This window comes from Pseudomonas sp. FBCC-B1565, from assembly GCF_059133265.1.
The window spans coordinates 6,023,736-6,049,523 of record NZ_CP101438.1; the positions used below are offsets into that span (position 1 = coordinate 6,023,736).

Sequence of the window (25,788 nt, forward strand, 5' to 3'; positions counted from 1 at the left end):
GATTACTTCTTCGGTTTGGCCTTGGCCTTCGCGCCACGCTGGCGCTGGGCTTCGAACAGGCAGACGCCGGTAGCCACCGACACGTTGAGGCTGCTGACGCTACCGGCCATCGGCAGGTGCACCAGGTAATCGCAATGCTCACGGGTCAGGCGACGCATGCCTTTACCTTCGGCGCCCATGATCAGGATGGTCGGGCCGGTGAGGTCCTGGTCATAAATGCTGACCTCGGCCTCCCCCGCCGTACCCACGACCCACAGGCCACGCTGCTGGAGTTTCTCCAGGGTGCGTGCCAGGTTGGTCACGGCCACCAGCGGAATCACTTCCGCCGCGCCACACGCGACTTTACGCACCACCGGCGTCAGGGTCGCCGACTTGTCTTTGGGCACAATCACCGCCAGCGCGCCGGCAGCATCCGCCGAACGCAGGCAGGCGCCGAGGTTGTGCGGGTCGGTCACGCCGTCGAGCACCAGCAGCAACGGTGCACCTTCGGTACGGTCGAGCAGCTCATCGAGCATCGCCTCGCCCCAGACCTGGCTCGGACTTACGTCCGCCACCACGCCCTGGTGAACGCCCTCTACCCACACATCCATTTCACGACGCTCGGCCTGGCCGATGGCAACCTTGTTTTGCGTTGCCAGTTCAACCAGCGCTTGTACGCGCGGCTCGCTGCGGCCTTCCGCCAGCCAGACTTGCTTGACGCGCTTGGGATGGTGACGCAGCAGTGCTTCTACGGCGTGGACGCCGTAGATTTTTTCCAGACTCATGACTTGGCCTTAGGTTTGCGCGAGCCGCCGCTTTTCGCGGGAGCCGAACCCGCTTTTGGCGGGCCTTTACGGTGTTTACTGGGCTTGCTCGACGGCTTTTCCGCCCCGTGGGACTTTCCCCCAGACGCCGCTTTACCACCGCTTTTGGCTTCGTTGAGCAACTGCTGCTTCAACTCACGGCTCTTGCGCAGTTCGGCATTTTTCGCCGCTGCGTCGCTCGGGCGGTAGGCTTCGGGGGCCTTTTCCTTGGTCGATGAACGACGACCGGCCTTGGCAGGCGCTGGCTCCACGGCGGCCGCTTTAGCTGGCGCGCCCTTGCCTTTGCTGGTCGGTTCGCTGCCACGCTTTTTACGGCTGCCCGGCGCTTCTGCGGGCTTGTCGGGCATGCCGAAGTCGATCTTGCGCTCGTCGAGATCGACGCGCATGACCTGCACTTCCACGGTATCGCCCAGACGGAAGCTGCGACCGCTACGCTCGCCCGCCAGGCGGTGGTGCACAGGGTCAAAGTGGTAGTAGTCGCCCGGCAAGGCGGTGACGTGCACCAGGCCCTCGACGTAGATATCGGTCAGCTCCACAAACAGACCAAAGCCGGTCACGGCCGTGATCACACCAGGGAACGATTCGCCTACGCGATCCTTCATGAACTCGCACTTGAGCCAGTTCACTACGTCGCGGGTAGCTTCGTCGGCGCGGCGCTCGCTCATGGAGCACTGCTCGCCCAGCTGTTCCAGGGCCGCTTCGTCGTACGGATAGATCCGTGCCTTCGGAATAGTCATGGCACCGGCGCGCTTGACGTGCGGAGTGTTCTGTTTGGAGTGGATCACGCTGCGGATGGCGCGGTGCGTGAGCAGGTCCGGGTAACGACGGATCGGCGAGGTGAAGTGGGTGTACGCCTCGTAATTCAGGCCGAAGTGGCCCTGGTTGTCGGCGCTGTACACCGCCTGGCTCAGGGAGCGCAGCATCACGGTCTGGATCACGTGGTAATCCGGACGGTCCTTGATGCTGGCCAGCAGAGCCTGGTAATCCTTCGGCGTCGGGCCGTCCTTGCCTTTGTGCAGGGACAGGCCGAGCTCACCGAGGAACGCGCGCAATTTTTCCAGGCGTTCCGGCGGCGGGCCGTCGTGCACACGGTACAACGCAGGGATCTCGTGCTTCTTCAGGAATTCAGCGGTGGCCACGTTGGCCGCCAGCATGCATTCCTCGATCAGCTTGTGCGCGTCGTTACGAGTAGTCGGAGTGATCGCGGCGATCTTGCGCTCGGAACCGAAGACAATCCGGGTTTCCTGGGTTTCAAAATCGATCGCGCCACGGGTATGACGTGCGCCCAGCAATACCTTGTACAGCGCATAGAGCTGCTTGAGGTGCGGCACGACATGGCCGTACTCGCCGCGCAAGGCTTTGGCTTCGCTGGTTTTCGGCTGCTCCAGGATGGTGCTGACCTTGTTGTAGGTCAGGCGCGCCTGGGAGTGGATCACCGCTTCATAGAACTGGTAGTCCGTCATTTCGCCGGTTTTCGAGATAGTCATCTCGCACACCATGGCCAAACGGTCGACTTTCGGGTTCAGCGAGCACAGGCCGTTGGACAACTCCTCGGGCAGCATCGGAATCACGCGTTCGGGGAAGTACACCGAGTTGCCACGCACCTGCGCCTCGGCATCCAGGGCCGAACCGATCTTCACATAGCTGGAGACGTCGGCAATCGCCACGTACAGCTTCCAGCCGCCGGAGAACAGGCGCAGCTTGCCTGGCTTGGCCTCGCAGTAGACCGCATCGTCGAAGTCGCGGGCGTCTTCGCCGTCGATGGTGACGAACGGCAGATCGCGCAGGTCGATGCGCTTCTCTTTGTCCTTCTCTTCGACTTCCGGCTTGAGCTTGCGCGCTTCTTTCACGACGGCTTCAGGCCAGACGTGAGGAATATCGTAGGTGCGCAGCGCGACATCGATTTCCATGCCCGGCGCCATGTAGTTGCCGACCACTTCAATCACATCGCCCTGCGGCTGGAAGCGCGGCGTCGGCCAGTGGGTGATCTTCACCTCGACGAACTGGCCGATCTTGGCGTTGGCGTTGCGGCCCGGGGTGATCAGCACTTCCTGCTGCACCTTGGGGTTGTCCGGCACGACAAAACCGATGCCGCCTTCTTCGAAGTAGCGACCAACGATGGTCTCGTGACCACGGGACACCACTTCGACGATCACGCCTTCGCGGCGACCGCGACGGTCGAGACCGGAAACGCGCGCCAGGGCACGGTCGCCATCGAACACCAGGCGCATTTGCGCCGGGCTCATGAACAGATCGTCGCTGCCGTCGTCCGGGATCAGAAAGCCGAAGCCGTCACGGTGACCGGCTATGCGACCGAGGATCAGGTCGAGCTTGTCCACAGGCGCGTAAGTGCCACGGCGGGTGTAGATCAGTTGTGCGTCGCGCTCCATGGCGCGCAGGCGGCGGCGCAGGGCTTCGAGTTGGTCTTCGGTGGTCAGACCGAATTCTTCGACCAACTGCTCGCGGCTAGCAGGCGAACCCCGATCGGCGAGATGCGCCAGGATCAGTTCGCGGCTAGGAATAGGGTTTTCATATTTTTCCGCTTCACGAGCGGCCTCGGGATCGAGGGACTGCCAATCGGCCATTAGAGAGTTTTCACCTTGTCTATATGCGGGTTAGTTTGGCATACGCGTATTGAAACGGGAAATTTCAGACGTCAACAAGCCTTTTAAAGCCCTTTGCAGCCCGCAACGGGCACCTTGCACGACCACTGGCGAAATTTTCCAGGCTTTTTTCGTGGCGGGGGTTTACAGCTTAAAATCCCCTCCGTATAGTGCGCGCCATCGACGACGGCAACGTTGTTTGATAATGCCCAGGTGGTGAAATTGGTAGACACGCCAGCTTCAGGTGCTGGTGACCTTACGGTCGTGGAAGTTCGAGTCTTCTCCTGGGCACCAAATTCAGATCAAACCCGCGAAAGCGGGTTTTTTCGTTTCAAGGCTTTGATTTTTAACGGAAAACTTGATTTATTTTTTTGAATCAGGGGTTTACAGATCAAAAAGCCCTCCGTATAGTTCGCTCCATCAACAGCGCAAGCGTTGTTGATAATGCCCAGGTGGTGAAATTGGTAGACACGCCAGCTTCAGGTGCTGGTGATCGCAAGGTCGTGGAAGTTCGAGTCTTCTCCTGGGCACCAAATTCAGATCAAACCCGCGAAAGCGGGTTTTTTCGTTTCCGGGGTTTGAAAACTTCCCTGTCGATTTCCACCTGCATCCGCACCTGAGAAACTTTATCGTTTATCCTTGCAATGATTTGTTGCACACAAGCGAGGAAAACTTCGGATGACCATCCGCGATACCCGTCTCAAGACATCCCTTCTGCGTGGCCTGACCCTCACTCTGCTCGGCCTGACCTTGCTCTCCCCCACCGCCTACTCCGCCGACAAGGTCTCCCTGACCCTGTACAACGGCCAGCACAAAGAAGTCGGCGACGAGCTCGCCAAGGCCTTCGAAGCCAAGGCCGGCATCCACGTCAACGTGCGCAAAGGCAGCAGCAACCAGCTGGCCAGCCAGGTCGTCGAAGAAGGCGACCGCTCCCCTGCCGACGTGATCTACACCGAAGAATCGCCGCCGCTGAACAAACTCGGCGAGCAAGGCCTGCTGGCCAAGATCGACGCCAGCACCCTCGACGTATTGCCCAAGGATTATGTTGGCGCCCATGGCGACTGGATGGGCGTAACCGCACGCACCCGTGTCGTGGCGTTCAACCCGAAACTGATCGCCGAAAAAGACCTGCCCAAATCGGTACTCGACTTTGCCGGCCCCGAGTGGCAAGGCAAGGTCGGCTTCGTGCCGACCAGCGGCGCGTTCCAGGAACAGGCTGTGGCGATCATCAAGCTGCACGGTCGTGAAGCCGCCGAAGAATGGCTGACCGGCCTGCGCGCCTTCGGCAAGGTGTACAGCAACAACATGGTTGCGCTGAAAGCCGTCGAAAACGGCGAAGTGGCCACCGTTCTGGTGAACAACTACTACTGGTTCGCCCTGAAGAAAGAAAAGACCAATCTGGATTCCCAACTGCACTACTTCACCAATGGCGACGCCGGTGGCCTGATCACCGTGTCTTCCGCCGCCGCGCTGAAATCCAGCAAGCACCCCAAGGAAGCCCAGCAATTGTTGGCATTCATGGCCAGTGAAGAAGGCCAGCGCGTGATCACCAATACCTCGGCCGAATACCCGCTGCGCAAGGGTATGGAATCCAATCGCGGTCTCAAGCCTTTCAGCGAACTGCAACCGCCGAAAGTCACCCCGGCCGACCTGGGCAACGCCGAAGAAGCCCTGGACCTGGAACGTGACGTTGGCTTGAACTGATGAACCCATCGCTACCCGCCCTGCGCACAGGGTTCAGCCCGCGGCGCAAGCGCCCGTCGATCTGGCTGTTGCTACCGGTGCTATTTCTGGTTGGCTTGAGCCTACTGCCGCTGGCGTACGTCGGCACCAAGGCCTGGCAAGCGGGCTGGGCGGAGGCGGTGCATCTGCTGTGGCGACCGTATGTGTTTGGGTTACTGCGCAACACCCTGGCGCTGATGGTCGGGGTAACGGTAGCGTGCGGCGTGATCGGCCTGTCCCTGGCTTGGTTGCTGGAGCGCAGCAACCTGCCGGGGCGGCGCATCTGGGGTGTGATCCTGTGCCTGCCGTTTGCGGTGCCGGCGTTTGTCAGCAGCTTTACCTGGGTGTCGTTGAGCGCCAGTTTCGAAGGGCTCGGCGGGGCGATCCTGGTGATGAGCCTGTCGAAGTACCCGCTGGTGTTCTTGCCGGTGGCGGCAACGCTGCGCAATCTTGATCCCGCACTGGAAGAGTCGGCCCGTACCCTGGGACTGAACCGCTGGGGCATCTTCTTTAGCGTGACATTGCCGCTACTGTGGCCCTCGCTGCTGGCTGGGGCATTACTGATCGCGCTGCATATGCTGGTGGAGTTCGGTGCGCTGTCGATCATTGGGTTGCAGACCTTCACCACCGCGATCTACCAGCAGTTCGAGCTGGAATTCAGCAACGCGAATGCGGCGATGCTCTCGGCCGTGCTGCTGGTGATGTGCCTGACGCTGCTATGGCTGGAGCTGCGCGTGCGCGGCAAGGGCCGGCACGTGCGCATTGGCCAGGGCGCAGCGCGACATGCGGAGCAGGTTCGATTGGGTAAGTGGGCGCCACTGAGCCAGGTGTATTGCCTGGCGCTGGCGATCATCGGCAGCGGCATTCCCCTGGGGATGCTCGGTTATTGGCTGGCAGTAGGTTCGTCGGCTGCATTTCCGCTGGCCGAGATCAGTGAGGCGTTGCTGTCCTCCCTGGCGCTGTCGCTCGGCGGCGCCGCGCTTTGCCTGGTGCTGGCGGTGCCGGTCGGACTGCTGGTGGTGCGCTACAAAGGCCAACTGGCGATCTGGGCCGAGCGCCTGCCTTACTTGCTGCACGCCTTGCCCGGCCTGGTGATCGCACTGAGTCTGGTGTATTTCGCCCTGCATTACGTGCCAGCGCTGTACCAGACCTCGGCGTTGTTGCTGATTGCTTATGCGCTTTTGTTTTTGCCGCTGGCCCAGGCACCGATTCGTACGGCGCTGAACAAGGCGGCGCCGCAATTGGAAGAGGCGGCACGGACTCTAGGCGCGTCGTCGTTCAGCGCGTTTTGCCGGGTGACCTTGCCGATTATCTTCCCGGCATTGGGTGCTGCGTTTGCGCTGGTATTCCTGGATGCGATGAAGGAATTGACGGCTACCTTGCTGCTGAGCCCGACCGGGTTGAATACCCTGGCCACAGCCGTTTGGGCGCATACCTCGAACGTGGAGTTCGCGGCGGCGGCGCCTTATGCGGCGCTGTTGATTCTGGTATCCGGGTTGCCGGTGTATTTGCTCACGACGCGGATGTATCTGAGCCGTTGAGACCGCCATCGGGGGCAAGCCCCCTCCCACAGTTGACCGAGTTCCAGCTATGGAATGCTGACAAATGTGGGAGGGGGCTTGCCCCCGATGAGGCCGGTACAGGCAAAACTACGCCCTGAACTGCCCCAGGCTCGCCTTCAACTGCGCCGCCAACCCATCCAGCACCTTGCCACTGGCGGTAGTCTCCACCACCGCCTGAGCAGCACGCTCGGCCTGGGCATGGATCACCTCGACCCGGCCGCGCACCGCATGGGCGCCCTGGGCCTGGTGCTCGGCTGCACGCGTCGCCAAACCAATCGCGGCATGCACCTGCTCCACCGAGGCCTGCACCGTCTGCTGCAAGCGCACGCTGTCACGCAGCACCAGCAAGCCCTCATTCGCCTGACGCCCAGCCTTGCCGATGGTTTCCACCGCCTCCCGCGCGCCTTGCTGCAACGCCACGATATGCGCCTGGATATCGCCGGTGGAGCTTTGGGTCTTGCTCGCCAGTGCCCGTACTTCGTCTGCCACCACCGCGAAGCCGCGCCCGGTCTCGCCGGCACGCGCCGCTTCGATCGCCGCGTTGAGTGCCAACAGGTTGGTTTGCTCGGCAATGCCGTGAATGACAGTCAACACCACCTCGATCTGCTCGCTTTGCTGGGCCAGGCGCTCGATGACCGTGGAACCGGCCTGGACTTGCCCCGCCAGCGCCTCGATCAAACTGCCGACTTCAGCCGAGGTGCGCGAGTTCTCGTCCGTGGCCTGACGGATATCCACCACCTGCTGCAACGCCGCCTGCATCGCATGACTTTCGGCCTGCGCCTCATCGGCCATTTGCGACAGTGCGCGCAAGCTCTCGGCCACTTCATCGCGCTGCAAGCCGGCGGCCGCATCGGCACCTGCGTTGCGCAGGGTCATGGCACCAATTTCCACACCGGTACGCTGGGCCACATCCCCCGCCTCACGCACGATGGGCTGCAACTTATCCACAAAGCGATTGACCGCCGAAGCCATGTCGCCGATTTCATCTTTGCTGCTGATCTGCACGCGCTTGGTGAGATCACCCTCGCCCGCCGCCAAATCGTCCATGGCCGCGATCAGCAGCTTCAAGCGGTTGACCACACGGCGACCCAGCACCACAGCGATCAACAGCAATACGCCAAGACCGACCAGCGCGAGCCCCATGCCGATACGCCAGCGCAGGGTGCCAGCAGCGTCCTGAACGGCGCTCGTGGTATTGGCCGTCATCTGGGTGGCCGTGGCTTGCGCAGATTGCAAGCGGGCGCCCATGGCGGCAGCGCTGTCGGCCGCCGCGCCCTTGAGGCTATCGCCGACCAGTTGATCCCCGCTGGCGATCAGCGCCGCAAAACGTTTATCGAGCGCTTGCAGGTCAGCCTCAACCGCAGCCGTCGAAACCCCCATGCGCACCTTGCCGATCTCTACGCCATTGGGGCTGATGGACGCCTCCACGTAGAACACCGAAGGATCATCTTTGGCCGCATCCAACACTTTATCCAGGGCACGATCACCCTTGCCCTTGTCCAACAACGCCTGGTTGATCGGGTTTTCACGGTTCAGGTAGCGCGTCAGGTGCTCGCCCGCCGCGTCGTCATAGACCACGAACAGCACGTTGGGATTGCGCTGGGCGCGCCGGGCGAACTCCGACAGCGTCGGCACGTCGCTGTCCCACATGGCGCGGGGCGCCACCGAGGCCAGCAGTTGCGCCATGTCATTGGCAGAGTCTTTCAGGTCTTTTTCCAGGGTCGCACGCAGTTGCTTCTGCTCTTCCTGCAGGCGGGTCGAGAGCCCTGCGGTTAGACGCTGACGGGTGCTCGTAGACAAGCTATCGAGACTGGACGTGACTTCCTTGCCAGCCTGGGCCAATTCGCCGGACAGCTTCTGGCTGTCGACACCCAGGCGATTGCCCAGATCTGCCTCCAGTGCAGTGACCGTGCTTCGCGTCAGGGCGACCGCCACCAGCACTTGCACCAAAAGAGCGATACCTAGGGTAACGAACACTGGCCGCAACAGACGGCTTTGTAACAATGAGAGAACGGCAGACATCGGGAATCCCTCCACCACGGGTGCCATTAATTTGATAGCACCGCGAAAGAAAGAACCAAAGCAAGGGTCGTGCCGCCCAGGCGACAGAAACGACAAAGGGCTCCCGAAGGAGCCCTTTGCTTTTTACATCAACAGCTTATTAAGCGAACGGATGACGCAGAACAATGGTTTCGTTGCGGTCCGGACCTGTCGAAATAATGTCAATCGGCGCACCGATCAGCTCTTCGACACGTTTGATGTAGGCACGGGCGTTAACCGGCAGCTCTTCCAGGGTCTTGGCGCCCACGGTCGATTCGGTCCAGCCCGGCACTTCTTCGTACACAGGCTGCAGGCCCACGTAGCTGTCGGCGTCGGTCGGAGCAACGTCCTTGCCTTCGGCATCTTTATAGCCGATGCAGATGTTGATGGTTTCCAGACCGTCGAGGACGTCCAGCTTGGTCAGGCAGATGCCCGAGATGCTGTTCACATCGATAGCGCGACGCAGGATAACGGCGTCGAACCAGCCACAACGACGAGCACGGCCGGTGGTCGCGCCGAATTCGTGACCTTGCTTGGCCAGGTGAGCGCCGACGTCGTCGAACAGCTCAGTCGGGAACGGGCCCGAACCTACGCGAGTGGTGTAAGCCTTGGTGATGCCCAGGATGTAGTCCAGGAACATCGGGCCAACGCCGGAACCGGTCGCAACGCCACCTGCGGTGGTGTTGGAGCTGGTCACGTACGGGTAGGTACCGTGGTCGATGTCCAGCAGGGAGCCTTGGGCGCCTTCGAACATGATGTCTTTGCCAGCGCGACGCAGGTCGTGCAGCTCGGCGGTTACGTCGAGCATGAGTGGCTTGAGCAGCTCTGCGTATTCCTTGCACTCGGCCAGGGTTTTCTCGAACTCGATGGCTGGCTCTTTGTAGTAACCGACCAGCATGAAGTTGTGGTAATCCACCAGTTCACGCAGCTTGTCTTCAAAGCGCGGCATGTTGAGCAGGTCGCCCACACGCAGGCCACGACGTGCAACCTTGTCTTCGTACGCCGGGCCGATGCCGCGACCGGTAGTACCGATCTTCAGCTCGCCACGGGCCTTTTCACGGGCCTGGTCCAGCGCAACGTGGAAGGACAGGATCAGCGGGCAAGACGGGCTGATACGCAGGCGCTCGCGCACGGGTACGCCTTTTTCTTCCAGCTTGGTGATCTCACGCAGCAGGGCGTCCGGTGCAACCACTACGCCGTTGCCGATCAGGCACTGCACGCCTTCGCGCAGTACGCCCGACGGGATCAGGTGCAAAACGGTTTTTTCGCCATCGATGACCAGGGTGTGGCCAGCGTTGTGGCCACCTTGGTAGCGCACTACGGCGGCAGCATGTTCGGTCAGCAGATCAACGATCTTGCCTTTGCCCTCATCACCCCATTGGGTGCCCAGGACTACGACATTCTTACCCATAACACTTGTCCTCATTCGCGCAAACTTGGTGCCGGCGATGGCCGGCAGGAAAACTCAAGAAGCCAGTGGCGATACTTGCCAAAGCCCGTTCTGCAGAATCAATTGCCGGTCGCAGTCCGCTTCACGGGCGGCGGCCAATGGCTGTCCAGGCAGGGCCTGGACAACACGCTGACCCTCACTGCGCAACTGGCAAACCTGCTGCCAGAGTGCTGCGTCCGTACTGTCGGGCATCCAGATGCCACCAGACGGCAGCTCGACCTCAGCACGCCCCAGGGTCACCAGGGTTTTCAAATCGGTGGAAAAACCGGTGGCCGGACGCGCACGACCGAAGTCGGCGCCGATATCGTCATAACGACCGCCTTGGGCGATGGCCTGGCCAACACCCGGTACAAACACCGCGAACACCACGCCGGTGTGGTAGTGGTAACCGCGCAACTCACCCAGATCAAAGTACAGCGGCAGCTCCGGGAAGCGCGCCGACAACTGCTCGGCAATTGCCAGCACGTCATCCAGTGCCGCCAGTACCGGCGCCGGCGCATTGGCCAGGCGCTCACGGGCTGCCACCAGCACTTCACGGCCGCCGCACAGGTTGACCAGTGCACGCAGCATGTCAGCCAGATCGGCAGGCACGCCAGCCGTGAGGGCGATCACTTCATCGATGGCCTTGCGTTGCAGGGCATCGAACAGCTGTTGTTCCACTTCACCGGACAAACCAGCCGCACGGGCCAGGCCACGGTAAATACCGACATGACCCAGGTCCATGTGGACATCCGGCACGTCGGCCAGTTGCAGCATGGCCAGCATCAAGCTGATCACTTCAACGTCGCTGCTCGGGCTGGCATCGCCATACAGCTCGGCGCCCAACTGGATCGGGCTACGGGAAGACGACAAGGCACGCGGCTGTGCGTGCAGCACGCTGCCGGCGTAGCACAGGCGGCTCGGGCCTTCGCGGCGCAGGGTGTGCGCATCGATGCGCGCCACTTGCGGCGTGATATCGGCGCGGAAACCCATCTGACGGCCCGACTGCGGGTCGATGACCTTGAAGGTGCGCAGATCCAGGTCCTGGCCCGCGCCGGTCAGCAGGGATTCCAGGTACTCGATATGGGGGGTCACGACAAACTCGTAACCCCAGCTCTGGAACAGATCCAACACCTGGCGACGCGCTATTTCGATGCGCGCAGCTTCCGGTGGCAGTACTTCTTCGATGCCATCTGGCAGCAGCCAGCGGTCTACCGTTGCCATTACGCCATTCCCCTTTGATCCGGGCGGCCAGCCCTCGGCCGAGCCTTGAGTGAAGCAGAAAATGCGCGCCGCCTGCATAAACCACGCGCAAGAGCGACGTGACGAACGGCCTGCAATCGGCCTCGTCGGGCACTTTCCTCGAAAAACCTGTCACGCCTGCCGAATCAAACATGCAGACGCAAAAAAGCCGGGAATTTCCCGGCTGCCGCATCATACACCCGTTTTCTGAAAGGATCACCCCGCCAGGCGTTTTAGCCGCCCGACGGAGTGCTTCCTACACAGTGACGAGCTGATTACTTGGCTTTTTCCAGGTAGCGGAAGAAATCGCTACTTGGGTCCAGCACCATGACGTCGGTTTTGTTCGCAAAGCTTTCACGGTAGGCACGCAGGCTACGGTAGAACGCGTAGAACTCCTGGTCCTGGCCATAAGCCTTGGCGTAGATCGCCGCAGCTTGAGCGTCGCCATCACCACGGGCCTCTTCAGACTCGCGATAGGCTTCGGCCAACAGTACACGACGCTGACGGTCAGCATCCGCACGGATACCTTCAGCCAGTTCGTTACCCTTGGCGCGGTGCTCACGGGCTTCACGCTCACGCTCGGTGCTCATGCGCTCGAACACGCTGCGGTTCACTTCCTTCGGCAGGTCGATGGCCTTGACCCGAACATCGACCACTTCGATACCCAGCTCTTTTTCCGCCATCGTATTCAGCGAACGCGTGATGTCAGCCATCAGCGCGTCACGCTCACCGGAAACCACCTCGTGCAGGGTGCGCTTACCAAACTGGTCACGCAGGCCCGATTCCAGACGGCGCGACAAACGCTCATCGGCAATCTGCTTGAGGCCGGAGGTCGCGGTGTAGAAGCGCTCGGCATCCTTGACGCGCCACTTGGCGTAGGCGTCAACCATCACGGCTTTCTTTTCCAGGGTCAGGAAGCGCTGTGTCGGTGCATCCAGGGTCATCAGGCGGGCGTCGAACTTGCGCACCTGGTTGACGTAGGGGACTTTCACATGCAGGCCCGGCTGGACATCCGCCTGGACCACGCGACCGAATTGCAGCAGCACCGCACGCTCGGTCTGAGCCACGATGTAGAAGCAGTTCCAGGCAGCGATGACCACGACGACGCCCACAATCAGGGCGGTCAGCGATTTATTGCTCATCAACGACTCTCCCTGGTACGTGTTTGCTGTTGCAGCAAGTCAGCGGCCGCACGGGCGCTCGCTTCGTTGGCAGCGGCATTGGAACCGGTGGACGGTGCGCTGGTGCTGCTACGACCACCTTCGATCATCTTGTCCAGCGGCAGGTACAGCAGGTTGTTCTGCCCACCCTTGCTGCCGGTCACGAGAACCTTGCTGGTGTTGCTGAAGACTTCCTGCATGGTGTCCAGGTACAGACGCTCACGCGTGACTTCCGGCGCCTTGCGGTATTCGGCAACCAGCTTGGTAAAGCGATCCGCCTCACCCTTGGCGCGGGAGACCACTTCGTCGCGGTAACCGTTGGCATCCTCGAGGATGCGCTGGGCCTGACCACGGGCTTCCGGCACGACGCCGTTGGCGTAGGTTTCAGCCTGGTTGCGCGAACGCTGCTCGTCTTCACGGGCACGAATCACGTCATCGAAGGCTTCCTGTACTTCGCGCGGTGCGGCTGCGCTCTGTACGTTGACCTGGGTGACGGTAATACCGGTGCGATAGGTATCGAGGAACCGTTGCAGGCGTTCCTTGATCTCGCTGGCCATCAATTCACGACCTTCGGTCAGCACCTGGTCCATCGCGGTCGAACCGACGACGTGGCGCAGGGCACTTTCGGTGGCGTGTTGCAGGCTGATTTCCGGCTGATCGACGTTCAGCACGAAGTCCTGCAGGTTGCTGATCTTGTACTGCACGGTCAGCGGCACTTCGACGATGTTCTCGTCTTCGGTCAGCATCTGGCCCTGCTTGGTGTAGGCACGCTCACGCGTGACGTTCTCCATGTACTTCTTGTCGATCGGCGGGAAGTAGATGTTCAGGCCCGGGCCAACAGTTTCGTAGTACTTGCCGAAGCGCAGCACCACGGCCTGCTCCTGCTCGTCCACTACGTAAACGGCGCTGTACAGCCAAACGGCCGCCAGCACGACAAGACCCAGGCCCAGCAGGCCATAGCCACCGCCCTTGCTTGTGCGACCGCCGTCGTCACCACCACGTTTTTTCCCACCACCGAACAACCCATTCAGGCTTTCCTGCAGCTTTCGGAAGGCCTCGTCGAGATCTGGTGGCCCCTTGCGGTCGCCATTATTGCGGCGTTTACCACCCCAAGGATCCTGATTATTCGAGTTGCCACCCGGCTCATTCCAAGCCATAGCGCTCTCCATCTGATAAAGCAAAGACGCACCCACGGCGCGCCGACCAATGCTACAGAATGCCTGCCACTGCGGCACAACCGCTTTAGGAGGCTTTTATTGCAAAGTGTGTTGTTCGATGAACTCTGTCGGTACCACGCCTTCACGGCTGACCAGCCGATTCAGCTCCGAGCGCGGCAATCGAACGGCCAGCAAGCTGACACCTTCTTCGTCGTGTTCTTCTTTCTGTACCGCGCCCAACTCGAAAAACTGTGCACGCAGTCGAGCAAAACGCTGGGGCAAGCGCAAGGTGCCAACGAACAAATCGCTGCCGAGCAACTCGGCAATCGCTTGTTCAAGCAACTCGAGACCACTGCCATCACGCGCCGACAGCCAGACCCGCTGGGGCTTGCCGTTCTCATCGCGCTGGATTTGTGGCTCAACGCCTTCAAGCAAATCGAGTTTGTTATAGACCTCGAGGATCGGCAAGTCCTGGGCGCCAATCTCGCCCAGCACCAGCATCACCTGTTCAATCTGCAACATACGATCCGGTTCGGCCGCATCGATCACGTGCAGGAGCAAGTCGGAATTGCTCGACTCTTCGAGCGTAGACCGAAATGCCTCGACCAGCTTGTGCGGCAAGTGACGAATGAAACCCACGGTATCGGCCAGGACAATCGGCCCCAGGTCGTCAAGGTCCAGACGGCGCAGGGTCGGGTCGAGGGTGGCGAACAGTTGGTCGGCCGCGTACACGTCCGATTTCGTCACGTTGTTGAACAGTGTGGATTTGCCGGCGTTGGTATAACCCACCAGGGACACGGTTGGGATATCCGCGCGGGAACGACCCCGCCGCGATTGCTCGCGTTGACTGCGCACTTTCTCGAGGCGGCCCTTGATCTGGCGCAGGCGAACCCGCAGCAGGCGCCGGTCGGTTTCGAGCTGGGTTTCACCCGGGCCACGCATACCGATACCGCCACCCTGGCGCTCAAGGTGAGTCCAGCCGCGGACCAGCCGGGTGCTCATGTGGTCAAGCTGGGCCAGTTCGACCTGGAGCTTGCCTTCATGGGTACGTGCGCGCTGGGCGAAAATATCGAGAATCAGACCGGTACGGTCGATCACGCGACACTCGAAGACACGTTCGAGGTTACGTTCCTGACTGGGCGTGAGGATGTGATTGAAGATCACCAGATCGGCTTCTTCGGCGTGGACCAGGTCGCGCAGTTCCTCGACCTTGCCGCTGCCAATCAGGAATTTGGCGGTTGGCCGATGACGCGGCACGTTAAAAAACGCAACGGTCTCGGCGCCGGCCGAATTTGCCAACTCCTGAAACTCCTGCGGATCTTCGCGCGCCTCAGGGTCCTGTCCATCCAAGTGAACGAGGATCACTCGCTCACCACCACCGTGGCGCTCAAAGAACAAAGGAGACTCCTATCAGGCGTTACCTGCCTCAACGTCACCCTGTTCATCACCCGTTGCGCTAGGCAGACGGATTGGACGAACTGGAACGACTGTCGAGATAGCGTGCTTATAGACCATCTGGCTGACGGTGTTTTTCAGCAGGATCACGAACTGGTCGAACGACTCGATCGTGCCTTGCAGCTTGATACCGTTGACCAGGTAGATGGAAACCCCCACTTTCTCTTTACGTAAAGTATTCAAGTAAGGGTCTTGTAGCGAATGCCCTTTTGACATGTGCCGCACTCCTTTAAGGATCAATAATAAAAAATCGGAAAATAGATAGCTTATGGCCGTCACACCCCCAAGGATAGACGGCAATTGCAAGGACTCAGCTCAATATGGAGACCGTTCCCAAGTATTTCAAGGCGCGTGACAGATTGTCGCTGTCCAGGCTGTCCAGCCAGTGCAAATCGCTCCAGCTGCGCAACCAGGTGAACTGGCGTTTCGCCAATTGGCGCGTGGCAATGATGCCGCGTTCCTGCATTTCGGCTGACGTCAGCTTGCCATCCAGATGATCCCAGACTTGGCGATAGCCTACGGCACGTATCGAAGGTAACCCTGGATGCAGGTCACCTCTGGAACGCAGAGCTACGACCTCGTCCACAAACCCCTGTTCCAACATAATTGTGAATCTTTGTGCAATTCGTTCATGCAGCACCTGGCGATTTGCCGGAGCGATGGCCAGATTCGCCACAGTATAGGGCAATTGTGACTGTCCCGAAGCGCCTGCGTCAGCACTTTGCGCACTTTGTTTCAGGCGGTGTTCAGTCATGGTCTGCCCGCTCACACGCCAGACTTCCAGGGCACGGGTGAGGCGCTGGGGGTCGTTGGGGTGAATGCGTGCGGCGGAGACCGGGTCGACCGCCGCCAACTGGTCGTGCAGGGCTTGCCAGCCAAGGCGTGCAGCCTCTTCCTCAAGCTCGGCGCGCACCTGGGCGTCGGCCGGCGGCATGTCCGCCAGGCCTTCCTGCAACGCCTTGTAGTAGAGCATCGTACCGCCCACCAGCAGCGGAATATTGCCCCGCGCGGTGATGTCGGCCATGGCGGCGAGTGCATCGGTGCGAAAATCTGCAGCCGAATAGCTCTCGGACGGGTCGATGATGTCGATCAGCCGGTGTGGATGCTGGGCCAGCAGCTCTTTCGAAGGCTTGGCGGTGCCGATGTCCATGTCCCGGTAAACCAGGGCAGAGTCGACACTGATCAGCTCGCACGGCAGCACCTTGGTCAGTTCGATGGCCAGGTCGGTCTTGCCGGCGGCCGTGGGGCCCATCAGGAAGATCGCGGGGGGCAAGGCACTCATCAACGGCCGCGCAGGAACAGTTTGTCCAGATCGTCCAGGCCCATCTGGGTCCAGGTCGGTCGGCCATGGTTGCATTGCCCGCTGCGCTCGGTGTTTTCCATATCGCGCAGCAAGCCGTTCATTTCCGGCAGGGCCAGGCGGCGGTTGGCACGGATGGCGCCGTGACAGGCCATGGTGCCGAGCAGCTCGTTGATGTGCGCCTGGATGCGGTCACTGGTGCCGTACTCCATCAGGTCTGCCAGCACGTCTGCCACCAGCCGGTTGGCCTCAGCCTGCTTGAGCAGCGCGGGAATCTGGCGGATGGCCAGGGTTTCCGGGCCCAGGCGTTGCAATTCAAAGCCCAGCTTCTGGAACACGCTGTGATGCTCTTCGGCGCAATCGGCCTCACGCTGGCTGACTGCCAGGGATTCCGGTACCAGCAGCGGCTGCCCGCTGAGGCCTTCGCTGGCCATCGCGATCTTGAGGCGCTCGTACATGATCCGCTCGTGGGCGGCGTGCATGTCCACCAGCACCAGGCCGTGGGCGTTCTCCGCCAGGATGTAGATACCCTTGAGCTGCGCCAACGCATAACCCAGCGGCGGAATATCACCACCGCCCTCCGGTAAGGCGACCGGTGCACCCGGCTCAGCCCCCGGCAGCGGCGCAAAAAACTCGCGATACGCGGCCTGGGCCTCGGCCACCGGCACCGCCGATTGCGGGCGCGGGGTGTATTGGTACTGATAACCCGAGCCGGAGCCAGCATTCGGCGCGGTATAAGAAGGTTGCGACTGCGGCGATTGCAACAGATTTGCCGCCAGGCTCATTTCGCCCTGAGGGCCGAACTCACCGGCCTCCGGGCCACTCGGGCGGACCACTGCCGTCACAATGGGCGCGGACAACTGATCATCCGGGCGCACATCCCCCAGGGTGCGGTGCAAGGTGCCATAGAGGAAGTCATGCACCATGCGACCATCACGAAAGCGCACTTCGTGCTTGGTGGGGTGCACGTTGACGTCCACCACCGATGGGTCGACCTCAAAGAACAGCACGAACGTCGGGTGACGCCCGTTGAACAGCACGTCGCGGTAAGCCTGGCGCACCGCGTGGGCCACCAGCTTGTCGCGTACCGCACGGCCGTTCACGAAGAAATACTGCAAGTCCGCCTGGCTACGGGAGAACGTCGGCAACCCGACCCAGCCCCACAACCGCAAGCCATTGCGCTCGATTTCAATCGGCAGCGCCTGCTCCAGGAAGCCCGCACCACAAATCGCCGACACCCGGCGCGCACGCGCGGCGTCATCATTGGCTTCATGCAGGCTGAGGATGGTCTTGCCGTTATGGCGCAGGTGGAACGCTACATCGAAGCGGGCCAGGGCCAGGCGCTTGATGACTTCCTGCAGGTGATCGAATTCGGTTTTTTCGGCCTTGAGGAATTTGCGTCGCGCCGGGGTGTTGAAGAACAGGTCGCGCACTTCCACCGAAGTGCCGACCGGGTGTGCCGCCGGCTGGACCCGAGGCGCCATGTCACGACCTTCGGTTTCCACTTGCCAGGCTTGTTCGGCGCTGCGGGTGCGGGAGGTCAGGGTCAGACGGGCCACGGAACTGATGGAGGCCAGCGCCTCACCACGAAAGCCCAGGCTCATCACCCGCTCAAGGTCTTCCAGGTCGCGAATCTTGCTGGTGGCGTGACGCGCCAGGGCCAGCGGCAGGTCATCGGCGGAAATGCCGCTGCCATCGTCACGCACGCGCAACAACTTGACGCCGCCCTGCTCCACATCGACATCAATGCGCTTGGCGCCGGAGTCGATGCTGTTTTCCAGCAGTTCCTTGATCACCGACGCCGGGCGCTCGACCACCTCGCCGGCGGCAATCTGGTTGGCAAGGCGCGGGCTCAGCAGCTCAATGCGCGATCCGCTGTCGAGGAGTGATTCACTCATTATTGTGCCGCCAATTCAGTGCCGGGGATGGTCAACACCTGGCCGACTTTCAATTCATCGGTTTTCAGGTTGTTGGCGCTGCGCAAGGTCGCGGCCGACACCTGGAACCGCACCGCCAGCATGGCCAGGGTGTCGCCCGGCTGCACACGATGGTCACGCGGGCCTTGGGCGATTTTCCCCGAGTCACGCAGCCAGGCGATATAGGTGCCCGGCGGCGGGTTCTGCTGGAAGAACTGGCGGATACCGGCGCTGATCGAACGCGCCAGCGCCTGCTGGTGACTGGCGCTGGCCAGTTTCGAGGCCTCGTTGGAGTTGGAGATAAACCCGGTTTCCACCAGGATCGAGGGGATATCCGGCGATTTCAGCACCATGAACCCGGCCTGTTCCACACGCTGCTTGTGCAGCGAGGTGACCCGGCCGATGTTGCTCAGCACCTTCTGGCCCACGTTCAGGCTGGAGGTCAGCGACGCAGTCATCGACAGGTCGAGCAGCACGCCGGCGAGCATTTTGTCCTTGTCATCGAGGGACACGTTGCCGGCGCCGCCGATCAGGTCGGAACGGTTTTCGCTGTCGGCCAGCCAGCGCGCGGTCTCGGACGTAGCGCCGCGATCCGACAGGGCAAACACCGAAGCGCCAAAGGCAGCGGCCGAAGGCGCGGCGTCGGCGTGGATCGACACAAACAGGTCGGCGCCTTTCTTGCGGGCGATTTCGGTACGGCCGCGCAGCGGAATGAAGTAGTCGCCGGTACGGGTCAGCTCGGCACGGTAGCCTTTCATGCCATTGACCTGGCGCTGCAGCTCGCGGGCGATGGCAAGTACCACGTCTTTTTCATGCTGGCCGCGCGAGCCGGAAGCCCCCGGGTCTTCGCCGCCGTGACCGGCATCGATCACAACAATAATGTCGCGTTTGCCGGCCGGGGCCGGTGGCGGCGGTGGCAGCTTGACCTGCGGTTGCGACGGGTTGACCGGCACCGCCGGCACCGTTGCCACGCTCGGGGTGGGCGCAGGCGGCGGCGCGGCATCGGCGGCGTTGTCGAACAGGTCGACCACCAGCCGGTTGCCATACTGGGCGTTGGGCGCCAGGGAGAAGCTTTTCGGGGTCACGACCTTTTTCAGGTCGATGACCACGCGCAAATCGGTCGGCGTGCGTTGGGCCGAGCGCATGGCGGTAATCGGGGTATTGGTGGTGGAGACTTTCAACGGCGCGGCCAGGGTCGCGCCGTTGATATCGATCACCAGGCGATCAGGCGACGTCAGGGTAAAGACGCTGTGCTGGACCGGGCCAGACAGGTCGAACACCAGGCGCGTGTTATCCGGCGCTCGCCACAGGCGAACACTCTTCACCTGTGAAGCAGCCAGAGCATTGACAGTCATTGCCGCAAGCAACACCCCCACGACAGCAACCAACGCGCGAAAGCGCATACCTAACCCCACCAATTATTTGAATTCCAATGCCAAAGCCGCGCACCACGACTGGCCGCGCACGCTCTGGGGCAACAACTTCAACTGACGTCCATGCTCATGCGGCGTAATGGTAATGGTCAGGTCAGGCTTTGGCAAAAAGCCTGTGCCTTTATCTGGCCACTCGATCAGGCACAGCGCATCTTCGTCGAAGTAATCCCGGATCCCCATGTATTCCAGTTCTTCGGGATCGACCAGGCGATAGAGGTCGAAATGGAACGCTCGCACGTCGCCGATTTCGTAGGGTTCTACCAGGGTGAACGTCGGGCTTTTTACCGCCCCCGTGTGGCCCAGCCCGCGAATGATCCCCCGCGACAGCGTGGTCTTGCCCGCCCCCAGGTCGCCTTCGAGAAAGATCAGCCCCGCTCCCGCCGTGACCTGGGCGATGCGCTGACCGAAGGCAACCATGGCCTCTTCATCGGCCAGGAAAAGAATTACTTCAGACACGGTGACTGCTCCTCCAGCAATTGACGAATGGCAGGGATCAGGTCACTGGCGGCCAACCCGCGACCGAACGTCCCCTGGCGATCTCCCGCCGTCGCGTGCAGCCACACAGCCAGGCAGCTTGCCTCATAGGCGGGCATGCCTTGGGCCAGCAGTGCACCCACCAGGCCGGCCAACACGTCGCCCAGCCCTGCCGTGGCCATCGCCGGGTGGCCTTGGTCACAGCGTGAAACGCGCCCGTCCGGGCTGGCAATCAAACTGCCTGCGCCCTTGAGAATAGCCACTGCGTTGAATTTCTGGCTCAACGCGCGCGCTACCTTAAGACGATCGGCCTGAACCTCGGCTGTCGATATGCCCAACAAGCGCGCCGCCTCCCCCGGATGCGGGGTGATCACGCAATCAGCCGGCAGAGTGACACTGCCGGTGGCGAGCTGATTCAACGCGTCGGCATCCCACACCTGCGGCAGGGTGGCGTTGGCGGCGACGGAAAGCAGGCTTTTGCCCCAGGACGCATCACCGAGTCCAGGTCCGATCACGATGACTGAGATCTTTTCCAGCGGGCCCATCAATTGATTGGCCGAGCTCACCCCAACGGTCATGACTTCCGGCAGGCGCGCCAGGGCCGCGGGCACATGTTCCAGGCGCGTCGCCAGGGACACCATGCCCGCGCCGCTGCGCAGGGCGCTTTCGGCACTCAGCAGCGCGGCGCCGCCAAAGCCGCGGTCACCGCCGATGACCAACAGGTGGCCGAACTGGCCTTTATGGGCGTCCGGGGAACGCGCAGCGAGTTGCGGCAAATGGCCGTGCAACAGCGGTTGTACGTCGGTTATTGCGTGTTTTGTCTGCGGCATGCGTCTTCAAGCTCCGATGTCTGGCAGAATTATACCTATCTAACCTGCGGTTTCCCTTGTCTCATGCCTGCCATCACCACCGATCTGCCTGCCCTCGCCCAATCGATCAAAGACTGGGGCCGCGAGCTGGGCTTTCAGCAAGTCGGCATAAGCGGCCTGGACCTGGCCGAGCATGAACAGCACCTGCAACGCTGGCTCGACGCGGGCTATCACGGCGAGATGGATTACATGGGCGCCCATGGCAGCAAACGCTCCCATCCGGAGGAGTTGGTGCCCGGCACCTTGCGCGTGGTCTCGCTGCGCATGGACTACCTGCCCGGCGACACACAAATGGCGCAACTGCTGGCCAAGCCGGAAAAAGCCTATATCTCGCGTTACGCCCTGGGCCGCGACTACCACAAGCTGATCCGCAAGCGCGTGCAGCAACTGGCTGACCGTATCCAGGCGCAGATCGGCCCCTTCGGCTTCCGTGCCTTCGTCGACAGCGCACCGGTGCTGGAAAAAGCCATCGCCGAAAAAGCCGGGCTGGGCTGGATCGGCAAGAACACCCTGGTGCTCAATCGCAAGGCGGGCAGCTACTTCTTCCTGAGCGAGCTGTTTGTCGACCTGCCGCTGCCGGTGGACGAACCTCATAGCACCGAACATTGCGGGCGCTGCACCGCCTGCCTGGACATCTGCCCCACCAATGCCTTTGTCGGCCCCTACGTGCTGGACGCCCGGCGCTGCATTTCCTACCTGACCATCGAGCTCAAGAACGCGATCCCCGAAGACCTGCGCCCGTTGATCGGCAACCGCGTGTTCGGTTGCGATGACTGTCAGATCGTTTGCCCATGGAATCGTTTCGCCCGCGCCACCACCGAAAGCGATTTCAAGCCACGCCACAACCTGGATAACGCCGAACTGGCCGAGTTGTTTATGTGGGACGAGGATAAATTCCTCAGCAGTACCGAAGGTTCACCCCTGCGCCGCGCAGGCTATGAGCGTTGGTTGCGCAACCTGGCGGTAGGCCTGGGCAACGCGCCGTCGAGCATTCCCGTGCTGGAAGCCTTGAAGGCGCGGCGGGAGTATCCCTCGGAGCTGGTGCGCGAACATGTGGAATGGGCACTGAACCAGCACGCGACGCGCTAGTGCACGTCGTCGTTGTAGACGAACTTGGGCATTTCCCAGTGGAAACGGATCGCCAGCAAGCGCAGTAGAAAGCCGCTGAACAGCGTCAGCAGGATCGATTGCTCACTGGGCAGCTCCAGATAAAGGCACAGCATGTAGAACCAGGCGGCCAGGAACGACACGCTGGCGTACAGCTCACGGCGGAAGATCAGCGGGATGTCGTTGCAGAAGATATCCCGCAGGATGCCACCGAAAACGCCGGTGATTACGCCGCTGACCGACGCCACCAGCATGCCATGGCCCATTTCCAGGGCAGTCATGCTGCCGATCAGGGTGAAGGCCACCAGGCCCAGGGCGTCCAATGCCAGGAACAACGAACGCAGGCGGCGCATCAGCGGCGCGATAAAGATCGTCACCAGCGCGGCGACGGAGGTCAGCACCAGGTATTCCGGATGCTTGACCCAGGTCAGCGGGTAATGCCCCAGCAGCACATCGCGCACCGACCCGCCACCCAGCGCCGTCACGCAGGCGATCAGCACCACACCAAACCAGTCCATACCCCGCCGCCCGGCGGACAGCGCGCCGGTCATGGCTTCGGCAGTGATGGCGATGAGGTAGAGCATCAGCAGCATGAGGGCGATCCTTGCAAAACTGTGGCGAGCCGGCTCACCATTGAGGGAGTTCAGGCCTTGATGAAATGCTTGCGGTAATGCTGCAGCTCGGCAATCGACTCGCGGATATCATCCAGCGCCAGGTGCGTGCTGCCTTTATGGAAGCTGTCCTTCACTTCCGGCGCCCAGCGGGCAGCCAGTTCTTTCAAGGTGGATACGTCGAGATTACGGTAATGGAAATAGCTTTCCAGCGCTTTCATATGCGTATAGAGGAAGCGGCGATCCTGGCAGATGCTGTTGCCGCAGATCGGCGACTTGCCCTTGGGCACCCACTTTTCCAGGAAGGCGATGGTTTCGGCTTCGGCTTCGGCCATGCTGACGCGGCTGTCACGCACGCGCTGGGTCAGGCCGGAGTTGCCGTGGGTGCGGGTGTTCCACTCGTCCATGGTGCCGAGCACGGCGTCGCTGTGGTGGATGGCGATCACCGGACCTTCGGCCAAGGTGTTGAGGTTGCTGTCGGTGACAATGGTGGCCATCTCGATGATGACGTCGGTGTCAGGGTTCAGGCCGGTCATTTCCAGATCGATCCAAATCAGGTTCTGTGGGTTTTGCATGGTTTGATTCTCTTGGCACCTTGGCGTAGCTGCGCAGTTTAGCAGGCGGGGCCGTGCTAGACTCGCGACCGTTTTACCCAACCTTTGCATTATCGACACGGAACACCAATGGCCAAACGCCAGCTCAACCGTCGCCAAAACTGGCGCATCGAAAAGATTCAGGGTGAACGCGCCGCGCGCGCCGCCAAACGTGAATCCTCCGCCGTGGAAGCGCTCGAGGGCGGCGACCTCGGCCCTGAACAAACAGGCCTGGTGATCGCGCACTTCGGCGTGCAGGTCGAAGTCGAGGCGCTCGAAGGCGAACTCGCAGGCCAGGTGTTCCGCTGCCACTTGCGCGCCAACCTGCCGGCGCTGGTCACAGGCGACAAGGTTGTGTGGCGTGCCGGCAACCAGGGCATCGGCGTGATCGTCGCCCAACTGCCGCGCACCACCGAACTGCGCCGCCCGGATAGCCGTGGCCAGCTCAAGCCGGTAGCCGCCAACGTCGACATGATCGTGATCGTGTTTGCGCCACTGCCCGAGCCCCATGCCAACCTGATCGACCGCTACCTGGTGGCGGCCGAGCATGCCGGCATCCGCCCGCTGTTGCTGCTGAACAAATTCGACCTGATCGACGAGCAGAATGCCCCGGCGCTCAACGCGTTACTGGCGGTGTACCGCACCCTCGGCTACCCCGTGCTGGAGGTTTCGGCGCATCACGGTAATGGCATGGAACAGCTGCAACAGCAGTTGGACGGACGCATCAGCGTGTTCGTGGGCCAGTCCGGCGTAGGTAAATCTTCGCTGGTCAACAGCCTGCTGCCGGAAGTCGACACCCGCGTAGGCCCACTGTCGGAACTGTCCGGCCAGGGCACCCACACCACCACCACCGCACGGTTGTTCCACTTCCCCGGCGGCGGCGAGCTGATCGACTCCCCCGGTATCCGCGAATTCGGCCTCGGCCACGTCAGCCGCAGCGATGTCGAAGCGGGCTTTATCGAATTCAACGACCTGATCGGCACCTGCCGCTTCCGCGACTGCAAACACGACCGCGAACCGGGCTGTGCGTTGCTCAAGGCCCTGGAAGATGGGCGCGTGCAGCAGCAGCGGATGAACAGCTATCGGTCGATTATTGCGAGTTTGCCCGAAAGCAGTTATTGAGCCGCACAGACAACATTGTGGCGAGCGGGCTTGTCCCGCGTTGGGCTGCGCAGCAGCCCCGAAGCCTAATGACGCGTTTTATCTGGAGGGAATGCGTCGTTCGGGCCAGGGCTGCTTTGCAGCCCTACGCGGGACAAGCCCGCTCACCACAAAAAGACCTTAGTTGCCTAAGAACCCGTCTTAGGCACCGTAGGATCCTTCACCCCACCGTCATCAAACAGGTTCAGCTTCTGACGCAGCTCATGCGCCGGCAACGGCTCCTGTCCTGGCGGAATCGCGTTCGGATCGGCCGGTACTTCACCCGGCGCGCCGGCCCCCGGAGTAGGTTGCGCCGCTGGGGGCTGGTCACCTTCGATCGCACGTTGGGCCTTTTTGGTCAGCACCACGATATCGATACGGCGGTTGATCGGGTTGAACGGGTCCTTGGGGTCAAACAGCTGCGACGATGCAAACCCTACCACGCGCGCCACTTGCGGGTCCGGGTAGCTGCCGGCCACCAGCGCACGGCGTGCGGCGTTGGCGCGGTTGGCGGAAAGCTCCCAGTTGCCGAAGTCGCCCTGCCCTGCATACGGCTTGGCGTCGGTGTGGCCACTGATGCTGATCTTGTTCGGCACCGCCTTGATGGTGTCGGCCATGGCCAGCAGGATGTCTTCAAAGTACGGCTTCAAGCGCGCACTGCCGGAGTCGAACATCGGGCGGTTGGCTGCGTCGGTGATCTGGATGCGCAAGCCGTCCGGGGTGATCTCGAATGAAATCTGATCCTTGAACTTCAACAGTTGCGGGTTTTCCTCAACCTTGGTCTGCAGTTCTTGCAGCAACAGTTCAAGACGCTCCTGCTCGACCTGTTCGGCCATCGACTCGACAGTATCGCGCTCGATCGGGATTTTTTCCTGAGGCGCTTCGGTCTTGACCTCCGGGTTGATGGTGCGCTCAGGCGCCAACTGCGGCGAGCCGCCCAGGTCGATCACGAAGGGCGTGCCGCTTTCCGAGAAACCAATCGGGTCCTTGAAGTAGCCGGCAATGGCGATCTTCTGTTCCGGCGTGGCGGTGGACATCAGCCACAGCACCAGGAAGAACGCCATCATCGCCGTCGCAAAGTCGGCGAAGGCGATTTTCCAGGCGCCACCATGGTGCCCCGCAGCGAAGCGCTTGACGCGCTTGATGATTATCGGCTGGTTGTTTTCCATGGC

Annotated in this window: 21 protein-coding genes and 2 tRNA genes; 6 read left to right on the forward strand and 17 right to left on the reverse strand. The window is 61.6% G+C overall.

Annotated elements, in window-relative coordinates; all coding sequences use genetic code 11:
• Positions 1-2 precede the first annotated feature (2 nt).
• Positions 3-764, reverse strand: coding sequence for a 23S rRNA (guanosine(2251)-2'-O)-methyltransferase RlmB (rlmB, locus tag NL123_RS27865; RefSeq protein WP_003188074.1), 762 nt, complete (start codon positions 762-764; stop codon positions 3-5).
• Positions 761-3,388: a ribonuclease R gene (gene rnr / locus NL123_RS27870; protein WP_494356762.1), complete on the reverse strand. Its 2,628-nt coding sequence runs from the start codon at positions 3,386-3,388 to the stop codon at positions 761-763. Before rnr ends, rlmB begins: the two co-directional genes overlap by 4 nt.
• 225 nt (positions 3,389-3,613) lie before the next feature.
• Here rnr and NL123_RS27875 point away from each other — a divergent pair.
• From NL123_RS27875 to NL123_RS27890, 4 genes are all read left to right on the forward strand, one after another.
• Positions 3,614-3,700, forward strand: a tRNA-Leu gene (locus tag NL123_RS27875).
• A 152-nt stretch (positions 3,701-3,852) separates the two neighbouring features.
• A tRNA-Leu gene (locus tag NL123_RS27880) sits at positions 3,853-3,939 on the forward strand.
• A 145-nt stretch (positions 3,940-4,084) separates the two neighbouring features.
• Positions 4,085-5,110: an extracellular solute-binding protein gene (locus NL123_RS27885; RefSeq protein WP_494356763.1), complete on the forward strand. Its 1,026-nt coding sequence runs from the start codon at positions 4,085-4,087 to the stop codon at positions 5,108-5,110.
• Positions 5,110-6,669, forward strand: coding sequence for an ABC transporter permease (locus NL123_RS27890; protein WP_494356764.1), 1,560 nt, complete (start codon positions 5,110-5,112; stop codon positions 6,667-6,669). The genes NL123_RS27885 and NL123_RS27890 overlap by 1 nt, the downstream gene beginning before the upstream one ends.
• Positions 6,670-6,777: 108 nt before the next feature.
• On the opposite strand, the gene NL123_RS27895 is transcribed toward NL123_RS27890, so the two are convergent.
• The 12 genes from NL123_RS27895 to NL123_RS27950 form a co-directional block, all read right to left on the reverse strand.
• Positions 6,778-8,712 (reverse strand): methyl-accepting chemotaxis protein, encoded by a 1,935-nt coding sequence (locus NL123_RS27895; RefSeq protein WP_248485862.1) that lies wholly within the window; start codon positions 8,710-8,712, stop codon positions 6,778-6,780.
• A gap of 139 nt (positions 8,713-8,851) precedes the next feature.
• Complete coding sequence (locus NL123_RS27900; protein WP_248485861.1) at positions 8,852-10,141, reverse strand: adenylosuccinate synthase; 1,290 nt, start codon at positions 10,139-10,141, stop codon at positions 8,852-8,854.
• A 54-nt stretch (positions 10,142-10,195) separates the two neighbouring features.
• A complete protein-coding gene (locus NL123_RS27905; protein WP_248485860.1) occupies positions 10,196-11,383 on the reverse strand; it encodes an ATP phosphoribosyltransferase regulatory subunit in 1,188 nt (395 codons plus the stop codon).
• 293 nt (positions 11,384-11,676) lie between these two features.
• Complete coding sequence (hflC, locus tag NL123_RS27910; RefSeq protein ID WP_025857365.1) at positions 11,677-12,543, reverse strand: protease modulator HflC; 867 nt, start codon at positions 12,541-12,543, stop codon at positions 11,677-11,679.
• The gene (gene hflK, locus NL123_RS27915) at positions 12,543-13,718 is read right to left on the reverse strand and encodes an FtsH protease activity modulator HflK (protein WP_028615515.1); all 1,176 of its coding nucleotides are present in this window, start codon (positions 13,716-13,718) and stop codon (positions 12,543-12,545) included. Before hflK ends, hflC begins: the two co-directional genes overlap by 1 nt.
• Before the next feature lie 96 nt (positions 13,719-13,814).
• Positions 13,815-15,116, reverse strand: a complete 1,302-nt coding sequence (gene hflX, locus NL123_RS27920; RefSeq protein WP_071491677.1) for a ribosome rescue GTPase HflX — start codon at positions 15,114-15,116, stop codon at positions 13,815-13,817.
• Between the two features lie 12 nt (positions 15,117-15,128).
• Positions 15,129-15,389: an RNA chaperone Hfq gene (gene hfq, locus NL123_RS27925; RefSeq protein WP_248485859.1), complete on the reverse strand. Its 261-nt coding sequence runs from the start codon at positions 15,387-15,389 to the stop codon at positions 15,129-15,131.
• A gap of 94 nt (positions 15,390-15,483) precedes the next feature.
• Positions 15,484-16,455 carry a tRNA (adenosine(37)-N6)-dimethylallyltransferase MiaA gene (gene miaA, locus NL123_RS27930; RefSeq protein WP_248485858.1) on the reverse strand — a complete coding sequence of 324 codons (972 nt, stop codon included), beginning with the start codon at positions 16,453-16,455 and terminating at the stop codon, positions 15,484-15,486.
• Positions 16,455-18,371, reverse strand: coding sequence for a DNA mismatch repair endonuclease MutL (mutL, locus tag NL123_RS27935; RefSeq protein ID WP_248485857.1), 1,917 nt, complete (start codon positions 18,369-18,371; stop codon positions 16,455-16,457). Before mutL ends, miaA begins: the two co-directional genes overlap by 1 nt.
• Positions 18,371-19,792, reverse strand: coding sequence for an N-acetylmuramoyl-L-alanine amidase (locus NL123_RS27940; protein ID WP_248485856.1), 1,422 nt, complete (start codon positions 19,790-19,792; stop codon positions 18,371-18,373). The genes mutL and NL123_RS27940 overlap by 1 nt, the downstream gene beginning before the upstream one ends.
• A gap of 15 nt (positions 19,793-19,807) precedes the next feature.
• Positions 19,808-20,278 carry a tRNA (adenosine(37)-N6)-threonylcarbamoyltransferase complex ATPase subunit type 1 TsaE gene (gene tsaE, locus NL123_RS27945; RefSeq protein WP_071497202.1) on the reverse strand — a complete coding sequence of 157 codons (471 nt, stop codon included), beginning with the start codon at positions 20,276-20,278 and terminating at the stop codon, positions 19,808-19,810.
• Positions 20,266-21,126, reverse strand: a complete 861-nt coding sequence (locus NL123_RS27950) for an NAD(P)H-hydrate dehydratase (protein WP_248485855.1) — start codon at positions 21,124-21,126, stop codon at positions 20,266-20,268. The genes tsaE and NL123_RS27950 overlap by 13 nt, the downstream gene beginning before the upstream one ends.
• A gap of 63 nt (positions 21,127-21,189) precedes the next feature.
• Here NL123_RS27950 and queG point away from each other — a divergent pair, with 63 nt between their 5' ends.
• A complete protein-coding gene (gene queG / locus NL123_RS27955) occupies positions 21,190-22,254 on the forward strand; it encodes a tRNA epoxyqueuosine(34) reductase QueG (protein WP_248485854.1) in 1,065 nt (354 codons plus the stop codon).
• Here queG and NL123_RS27960 read toward each other — a convergent pair.
• Positions 22,251-22,865, reverse strand: coding sequence for a trimeric intracellular cation channel family protein (locus NL123_RS27960; protein ID WP_248485853.1), 615 nt, complete (start codon positions 22,863-22,865; stop codon positions 22,251-22,253). The genes queG and NL123_RS27960 overlap by 4 nt on opposite strands.
• Before the next feature lie 50 nt (positions 22,866-22,915).
• Positions 22,916-23,458: an oligoribonuclease gene (gene orn, locus NL123_RS27965; RefSeq protein ID WP_248485852.1), complete on the reverse strand. Its 543-nt coding sequence runs from the start codon at positions 23,456-23,458 to the stop codon at positions 22,916-22,918.
• A gap of 108 nt (positions 23,459-23,566) precedes the next feature.
• Here orn and rsgA point away from each other — a divergent pair, with 108 nt between their 5' ends.
• On the forward strand, positions 23,567-24,598 hold the full coding sequence (gene rsgA, locus NL123_RS27970; RefSeq protein WP_017734951.1) for a small ribosomal subunit biogenesis GTPase RsgA: 1,032 nt from the start codon (positions 23,567-23,569) through the stop codon (positions 24,596-24,598).
• Between the two features lie 167 nt (positions 24,599-24,765).
• On the opposite strand, the gene motB is transcribed toward rsgA, so the two are convergent.
• A complete protein-coding gene (gene motB / locus NL123_RS27975) occupies positions 24,766-25,785 on the reverse strand; it encodes a flagellar motor protein MotB (RefSeq protein WP_248485850.1) in 1,020 nt (339 codons plus the stop codon).
• Between the last annotated feature and the right edge of the window lie 3 nt (positions 25,786-25,788).

What these genes read in the sequence shown, in the direction of transcription:
- rlmB (WP_003188074.1), bottom strand. Translation starts at nt 764, where the DNA reads ATGAGTCTGGAAAAAATCTACGGCGTCCACGCCGTAGAAGCACTGCTG.
- rnr (WP_494356762.1), bottom strand. Translation starts at nt 3,388, where the DNA reads ATGGCCGATTGGCAGTCCCTCGATCCCGAGGCCGCTCGTGAAGCGGAA.
- NL123_RS27885 (WP_494356763.1), top strand. Translation starts at nt 4,085, where the DNA reads ATGACCATCCGCGATACCCGTCTCAAGACATCCCTTCTGCGTGGCCTG.
- NL123_RS27890 (WP_494356764.1), top strand. Translation starts at nt 5,110, where the DNA reads ATGAACCCATCGCTACCCGCCCTGCGCACAGGGTTCAGCCCGCGGCGC.
- NL123_RS27895 (WP_248485862.1), bottom strand. Translation starts at nt 8,712, where the DNA reads ATGTCTGCCGTTCTCTCATTGTTACAAAGCCGTCTGTTGCGGCCAGTG.
- NL123_RS27900 (WP_248485861.1), bottom strand. Translation starts at nt 10,141, where the DNA reads ATGGGTAAGAATGTCGTAGTCCTGGGCACCCAATGGGGTGATGAGGGC.
- NL123_RS27905 (WP_248485860.1), bottom strand. Translation starts at nt 11,383, where the DNA reads ATGGCAACGGTAGACCGCTGGCTGCTGCCAGATGGCATCGAAGAAGTA.
- hflC (WP_025857365.1), bottom strand. Translation starts at nt 12,543, where the DNA reads ATGAGCAATAAATCGCTGACCGCCCTGATTGTGGGCGTCGTCGTGGTC.
- hflK (WP_028615515.1), bottom strand. Translation starts at nt 13,718, where the DNA reads ATGGCTTGGAATGAGCCGGGTGGCAACTCGAATAATCAGGATCCTTGG.
- hfq (WP_248485859.1), bottom strand. Translation starts at nt 15,389, where the DNA reads ATGTCAAAAGGGCATTCGCTACAAGACCCTTACTTGAATACTTTACGT.
- miaA (WP_248485858.1), bottom strand. Translation starts at nt 16,455, where the DNA reads ATGAGTGCCTTGCCCCCCGCGATCTTCCTGATGGGCCCCACGGCCGCC.
- mutL (WP_248485857.1), bottom strand. Translation starts at nt 18,371, where the DNA reads ATGAGTGAATCACTCCTCGACAGCGGATCGCGCATTGAGCTGCTGAGC.
- NL123_RS27940 (WP_248485856.1), bottom strand. Translation starts at nt 19,792, where the DNA reads ATGCGCTTTCGCGCGTTGGTTGCTGTCGTGGGGGTGTTGCTTGCGGCA.
- NL123_RS27950 (WP_248485855.1), bottom strand. Translation starts at nt 21,126, where the DNA reads ATGCCGCAGACAAAACACGCAATAACCGACGTACAACCGCTGTTGCAC.
- queG (WP_248485854.1), top strand. Translation starts at nt 21,190, where the DNA reads ATGCCTGCCATCACCACCGATCTGCCTGCCCTCGCCCAATCGATCAAA.
- NL123_RS27960 (WP_248485853.1), bottom strand. Translation starts at nt 22,865, where the DNA reads ATGCTGCTGATGCTCTACCTCATCGCCATCACTGCCGAAGCCATGACC.
- orn (WP_248485852.1), bottom strand. Translation starts at nt 23,458, where the DNA reads ATGCAAAACCCACAGAACCTGATTTGGATCGATCTGGAAATGACCGGC.
- rsgA (WP_017734951.1), top strand. Translation starts at nt 23,567, where the DNA reads ATGGCCAAACGCCAGCTCAACCGTCGCCAAAACTGGCGCATCGAAAAG.
- motB (WP_248485850.1), bottom strand. Translation starts at nt 25,785, where the DNA reads ATGGAAAACAACCAGCCGATAATCATCAAGCGCGTCAAGCGCTTCGCT.